We start from the raw sequence: 5,624 nt of genomic DNA, 5'->3' as shown, positions 1-5,624 counted from the left end.
TGCATGATCTGCAGGTGGATCACACCGCCCTGGGCGTGAACGGCGTCGGTCACCCGGCGCCAGGCGGCGACCTGCTCGGCGGTGTGGATGCCGGGGGTGTCGGGGTAGCCCTGACCGGCCCGGGAGGGCTGGACACCCTCCGTGACGATCAGGCCGGCGGAGGCGCGCTGCGCGTAGTACTCCGCCATCAGCGGGGTGGGGCTCTGCCCGGGCCCGTAGGCACGGCTGCGGGTCATCGGTGCCATCACCAGACGGTTCGCCAGCCGCTTGCCGGCCAGCTCGTAGGGCTCGAACGCCTTCGACATCGTCGTCTTCTCTCTACTTGGGGAGCAGTTACTTGTTCGAACAAGTAACTGCGACGAACCCTTCCAAGGAGTGCGCGTGACCCGCGTCACACACGAAGCCGACATGGAGACAGACAGTACTCACCGCACATATCAGGGCGCGACAGCAGCGGGTCAGCATTTTCCTGCCCGGACAATGAAGGGGGTCTCCTCAGTCTTCGACCGCTCCCGCGATCCGCCGGGCAGCCTGGACTGGTGTGAGGTGCGTGGTGTCGACGACCTCGGCTTCGGCGTGCAGCCACGTGCGGGCCGAATCTGCGTAGGGTTCGAGGTACCGGAGACGGAACGGGGAATCGGGGCCGACAACGGTGTCGCCCGCGATACGCCCGCGGAGGGTTTCCTGGTCGGCGTGGAGGACGAAGTGCCGGACCGGGATGCCATGCCGGGCAAAGCCCGAGCTGATCTCGCGCCAGTACTGCTCGACCAGGACGGTCATGGGCATCACCAGCGTGCCGCCGGTGTAGTCGAGCACGCGACGGGCGGTCTCGACCACGAGCGGCCGCCACGGCGGCCAGTGCTGGAAGTTGTCCGTGGCGGGCAGCCCCGGTGTGATGTGCATGAGCGTCTCGCCGACCTTCTCGGCATCGAACACCCGAGAATCGGGGATCAATTGCTGCACGAGCGCACTGGTCGTGGTCTTGCCCGCGCCATGGGTACCGTTGAGCCACACGATCATGGGACGCGACGCTAGCCTCGTCCGGGCGACGGGGACAGGCAGGGCAAGACATCGTCCCGGCGCCGACCGGGCCGAGAGGCAGCAGGGGCGTCCGCCGCGTCGCGTACCGGGTTCGCGCTGTCCGCGGTGTCCCGCCTTGCGCACCCGTCTCAGGTCATTGAGCACATACGGTCGGGCGGCACGGCCAGTGATGGCGTGGCCGTGCTGCGCCGGGCAGCCGCCGGACGCGCTCCGTCGCCTCGGCGCCGATCACGCCGGCACGTTCGGCGAACGGTCGGCGGGGGCGGCGCGGGCGGCGCGGGCGCTTCCGTCAGACCGGTTCGGGTTGGGGTTCGGGCTGCGGCAGGGGGGCCGGGGCGGGTTGCCACAGTCGGGTGGTGCGCAGGTAGCTGTGGATCACCGAGGCCGTTGCGAGGACGAGCAGGGGTCCGAACAGCCAGGGACGGTGGGCCATGGGCGTCGCCAGGTAGCGGTAGGACAGCAGGAGCGCGGTGAACACGGCGGCGCCGTGGGCGACCAACTGGGTCCCGGCGCGGTCCCAGCCGCGTTCGAGGGAGCGGAGGGCCGCCTCGATGGTCAGGGTGAAGACGACTCCGGCGAGGATGTCCGCGCCGTAGTGGTAGCCGAATCCCAGGGTGGCGCCGAGGGTGGCGATGAGCCAGAACGTACCGGCGAACCGGAGGATGCGGGGGCCGGTGCGGGAGTGCAGGAAGATCGCGGTGGCCCAGGCCGTGTGGAGGCTGGGCATGCAGTTGCGGGGGGTGATCTGGTCGAAGGGCATCGCGTGCGGGGTCCGCAGGGGTGCCGGCGTGTCGGGCCACAGGTGGGCGACCGCCCAGTGGCCGCCGTCGGTGCCGTAGGCGAAGATCGGGCCGACCACGGGGAAGATCATGTAGATGCCCGGGCCGAGGAGGCCGATGACCAGGAAGGTGCGCACCAGGTGGTGGCGGGGGAAGCGGCGTTCGGTCGCGACGTGGCGCAGTTGGTACAGGGCTACGACGACCGCGGCGACCGCGAGTTGGATGTAGACGTAGTCCAGGATGTGCGATCCGACGGTGCCGGTGGCTGCGACGAGCCGGCCCGCCAGCCAGGAGGGGTTGCCCAGTGCGTGGTCGGCCGTCGCCACGTACTGGTCCAGCACCTGTGGGCGGGTCTTGGAGGTGATCAGCAGCCAGGTGTCACCGGTCTTGCGGCCGGCGACCAGCAGCAGGCCCAGGCCGACGCCCTTGAGCAGCAGGACACGGTCGGTGCCGGTACGGCGGGTGAGGGCGATGACCGCGTAGGCCAGCAGCACCCAGAGCGCGCCGTTGCCGAAGGGATGGCCCAGTGGAGGCTTCGGAGGCTTGATGTCGGCCGCCCAGCGCACCGTCAGGAAGACGAGATCGATGCCGGCCGCCGCCGCGAGAGCGATGAGACGCTCGCGCCATGGAAGCACCACCGTCATCAGCGCCATTCCCGCGTACAGCAGCGGGCCTGACTTCGGCGGCAGGATCACCTCCTTCGCCTGGTTGGTCATCGGTCCGGGCATGCCGTAGTGGCGGGCGGCGATCTCGAGTGCGACTAGGAATCCCAGCACGATCACGCCTGCCGCACTCCACAGCAGCACGCGTGGCTGGCGCCATCCGGTGATGGCTGATTTTCCCTTTTCGCCGGAAAACGCCGGTGAAGTGTCAGATATCAATTCTCTGGCCGATTTGTTAGTTGTTATCCGAATGGGTCGATCTTCGCGCACTCGTCATGACTTGGATCATGTTATCGGAGCAGCGGTTCCGTGAGCCGCCGCAGTGACTTGATCAGCCCTGTTCCGCACCGGGGTGATCCGCCCCTGGCGCGTCCTCGGAGAACTGGTAACCGGTGAAGTCGGCGATCGGGACGTATCCGATGCGCTGGTACAGGGCGTTGCTGGTGGAGTTGTCCGGGTTGGTGAACAGGACGACGTCCGTCGCGCCTGCCGCCAGTGCGACGCGGCTCACCCATGCGGTGACAGCGCCCGCGTAGCCGTGCCCCCTGAGCCGGCCCGGGGTGTAGACGGGGTCCACTCGGACCATGCCGCCGACCATCTCGGTAGAGCCGGCCATGGAGAGAGGAGTGCCGTCCGATGCTTCCCAGAAGGTGAAGTGCTTGTCGGCGAAGCGAGAGTCAGGCCAGGAGTCGGCGTTCAGGGCGGGGGCCTCCCCCACGTCGGCGGCGAACTCGTTGCACCACCGGATGACGCGCTCATGGTCCTCCGGCCCCGCCGCACGCGCCCGGCCGTCCGGATCCGGCTCCGGCGGGGTGAGCTTGCCGAGGCGGTACAGACGGCCCCGCCAGTGGGCCACGGCCGCGGCTCCCGTGTGCCGCTGCCACGCCTCGGCGAACGTCGTGGCGGTGTCGTGGTCCGCTGTGACGCCGGACAGCGGCAGCGGGCGGCCGAGCCGGGCCAGGCGGGCGGCCAGGGTGTCGGCCTGTTCGGCGGTGAGGGGGGTGAGGGTGACGCGCTGGGACGCAAGGCGGTAGAAGGTGGCGCGGACCGCACCGCCTGACTCCAGTCGGCCGAAGAGGGCGGTTTCTGCACCGCAGGCGTTCGACCGGCGTGTGCGTAATCGCTCCAGCACCGTCAGCTGCGTGTTGTGCAGGGCTGGGCGCGAACGCAGGAAGTCTCCGGCTCGAGCGAGGAACTCGTCGAGGTCGTCGGTGAGGTGCCAGTCGTCCGTACGCATGCTTCATGGTCCCTGATGCACTCGACGTCAGGGAGCGTTTGTCCGGGAATGAGCGCCCCGAGAGCCGGTACGGGCCGGGTGCGCGGTGATCCATCGGCGCCGTGCGGGCGAGACGGCACGTGCGGTCCGTCGTCGTCCAGGTCGTCCATGAACGCCCTGCCGGTGATCGTGGGGATCGTGCCGCCCCGGGCGGGCCGGCCGAATCGCGTGCCCGGGGGTCCGATCGGGTCCGGGGGTCCGGGGTCCGGGGGTCCGGGGGTCCGGGGGTCCGGGGGTCCGGGGTCCGGGGGTCCGGGGTCCGGGGGTCCGGGGGTCCGGGAAATCGTCGGCAACCTTTTCGTCTGCCGCGGTCACCGATGAGTGCACCACACTCGATCTCCCGAACGGACGGGTATGAAGACAGCAAGGCAGGCCGCGCGGCAGCGCAGGCACAGGCGCAGGATCATGCTGGGCACCGCGTTGGCGCTCGTCTCGACGGGCCTTCTCGCCTGCCTGGCGGTGGCGTTGCGCCACGACCGCCAGGCCGGGGTACAGCCCACGGCGGCCTCGTCGGTCACCGCCTCCCGCGTGGAAGCCGCCACCGCGACCGCCGCGGGCACCCCCTCCGCGACCGGAGTGGGCACCCCCGCCGCCTCCGCCAAGCCCACCGGATCACCGACTCCGACGACGCCCGCGGCCACCGGGACGGCGAAGCCCTCGCCCGCGCGCGCCCCGCGGCCCCGGCGGACGGCGTCCACCACCACCGCGTCGCTCGCCGGACGGATCAAGCCCGGGACCGCCTACCGAGGGGTCGCCACTTCCTACAAGGCCGGCGACGGGGACGGCGCCTGTCTGTTCGGTCCCAGCAGCGACCTGATGATCGCGGCGATGAACACCACCGATTACGAGACGTCCAAGGCGTGCGGCGCGTACATACGTGTGCGGGCCGCGAACGGCGCCTCCGTCACGGTGCGCATCACCAACGAGTGCCCCGCGCCCTGTGCTCCCGGACAACTCGACCTCAGCGAACAGGCCTTCGCGAAGCTCGCCGACCCCAAGCTCGGCCGGCTCCCGATCACCTGGAGCCTGGTCAGTCCCAGCACGTCCGGGCCGATCTCCCTCAGGTACAAGACCGGCTCCAGCCGCTATTGGTGCGGAATCCAGGCGATCGGCCACCGGAATCCGGTCGCGCGGCTGGAGGTTCGCACCGCGGGCGGTTGGCGGCAGTTGCCCCGCACGGATTACAACTACTTCCTGTCCGCGGACGGCAGTGGCTGCGGCGGGGCGATCAGGCTCACCGACGTCTACGGGGAGCGGCTGACCGTCAGCGGCATCGCCGTACGGCCGAACGTCGTGCAGTCCACCCGGGTCCAGTTCGCCCGGCACTGAGTCCCTTTCGCCCGGGTGCCGAGGACCGGGTGAGCCGGGGCGGTCCGCACGGAAACGCTTCGACGCAGGCGTGCCGTCGGCTGCACGACCCCTGCGAGCAGCCGACTTTGCCGAGCCGGTGACAGGGTCATTGACCGTCCACGGTCCCGGTCCTACGATCCAGCGAGCACGCTCAGCGAAGCGCTTCGACGCCACCGCTGGCACCGACACGGTCACCGCGACCGCCGGTGCCGCGTGGTGATCGGCTGACCAGCCGGCCGACCGACCGGCCGCCCCCAGCCGAAGGTTCGACCCACCGAATGTCCGCCGGCCGGCCCGCGCACACAGGTCGGCCGACGCTCCCTCCCTCCTCCCCCCCACCCTGGAAGAAGGAGCGCATGACACACAAACGCCTCTTCATGCCCTTAGTGGCCGCGGTACTTCTCGTCCTCGCCGCTGCGGGCACCTCGTTCGGCGGCGGCCCCGGGACGACCGCACCGGCCGCCAAGACCGCCAGCACCGCCAGGACCGCCCTGGCCACGACCGCCGGATGCGGCA

At 70.4% G+C, this 5,624-nt stretch carries 5 protein-coding genes; 1 reads left to right on the top strand and 4 read right to left on the bottom strand.

The window, feature by feature from the left end:
* From IE312_RS39155 to IE312_RS07065, 4 genes are all read right to left on the bottom strand, one after another.
* Positions 1-305, bottom strand: a 305-nt coding sequence (locus IE312_RS39155) for an oxidoreductase (RefSeq protein WP_440862346.1), incomplete at its 3' end; no start/stop codon positions are given.
* A 190-nt stretch (positions 306-495) separates the two neighbouring features.
* Entirely contained in the window at positions 496-1,020 is a 525-nt protein-coding gene (locus IE312_RS07075; RefSeq protein ID WP_189979358.1) for an AAA family ATPase, read from the bottom strand.
* Positions 1,021-1,330: 310 nt separating this feature from the next.
* Positions 1,331-2,623 carry a phosphatase PAP2 family protein gene (locus IE312_RS07070; protein ID WP_189979771.1) on the bottom strand — a complete coding sequence of 431 codons (1,293 nt, stop codon included), beginning with the start codon at positions 2,621-2,623 and terminating at the stop codon, positions 1,331-1,333.
* Positions 2,624-2,813: 190 nt separating this feature from the next.
* Positions 2,814-3,719 (bottom strand): GNAT family N-acetyltransferase, encoded by a 906-nt coding sequence (locus IE312_RS07065; RefSeq protein WP_189979356.1) that lies wholly within the window; start codon positions 3,717-3,719, stop codon positions 2,814-2,816.
* A gap of 393 nt (positions 3,720-4,112) precedes the next feature.
* Between IE312_RS07065 and IE312_RS07060 the strand changes: the two genes are divergently transcribed.
* Positions 4,113-5,087: an expansin EXLX1 family cellulose-binding protein gene (locus IE312_RS07060; RefSeq protein ID WP_189979354.1), complete on the top strand. Its 975-nt coding sequence runs from the start codon at positions 4,113-4,115 to the stop codon at positions 5,085-5,087.
* Positions 5,088-5,624: the final 537 nt, after the last annotated feature.

The sequence above is a fragment of the Streptomyces capoamus genome (genome assembly GCF_014654935.1).
In the GTDB taxonomy this organism is placed as follows: domain Bacteria; phylum Actinomycetota; class Actinomycetes; order Streptomycetales; family Streptomycetaceae; genus Streptomyces; species Streptomyces capoamus.
The sequence above is the reverse complement of the archived record's forward strand: the minus strand, read 5'-3'. Positions and strand labels throughout refer to the sequence as shown.

Excerpts from the sequence above, each read along its gene's own strand:
- IE312_RS07065 (WP_189979356.1), bottom strand. The coding sequence starts at position 3,719 with ATGCGTACGGACGACTGGCACCTCACCGACGACCTCGACGAGTTCCTC.
- IE312_RS07060 (WP_189979354.1), top strand. The coding sequence starts at position 4,113 with ATGAAGACAGCAAGGCAGGCCGCGCGGCAGCGCAGGCACAGGCGCAGG.
- IE312_RS07075 (WP_189979358.1), bottom strand. The coding sequence starts at position 1,020 with ATGATCGTGTGGCTCAACGGTACCCATGGCGCGGGCAAGACCACGACC.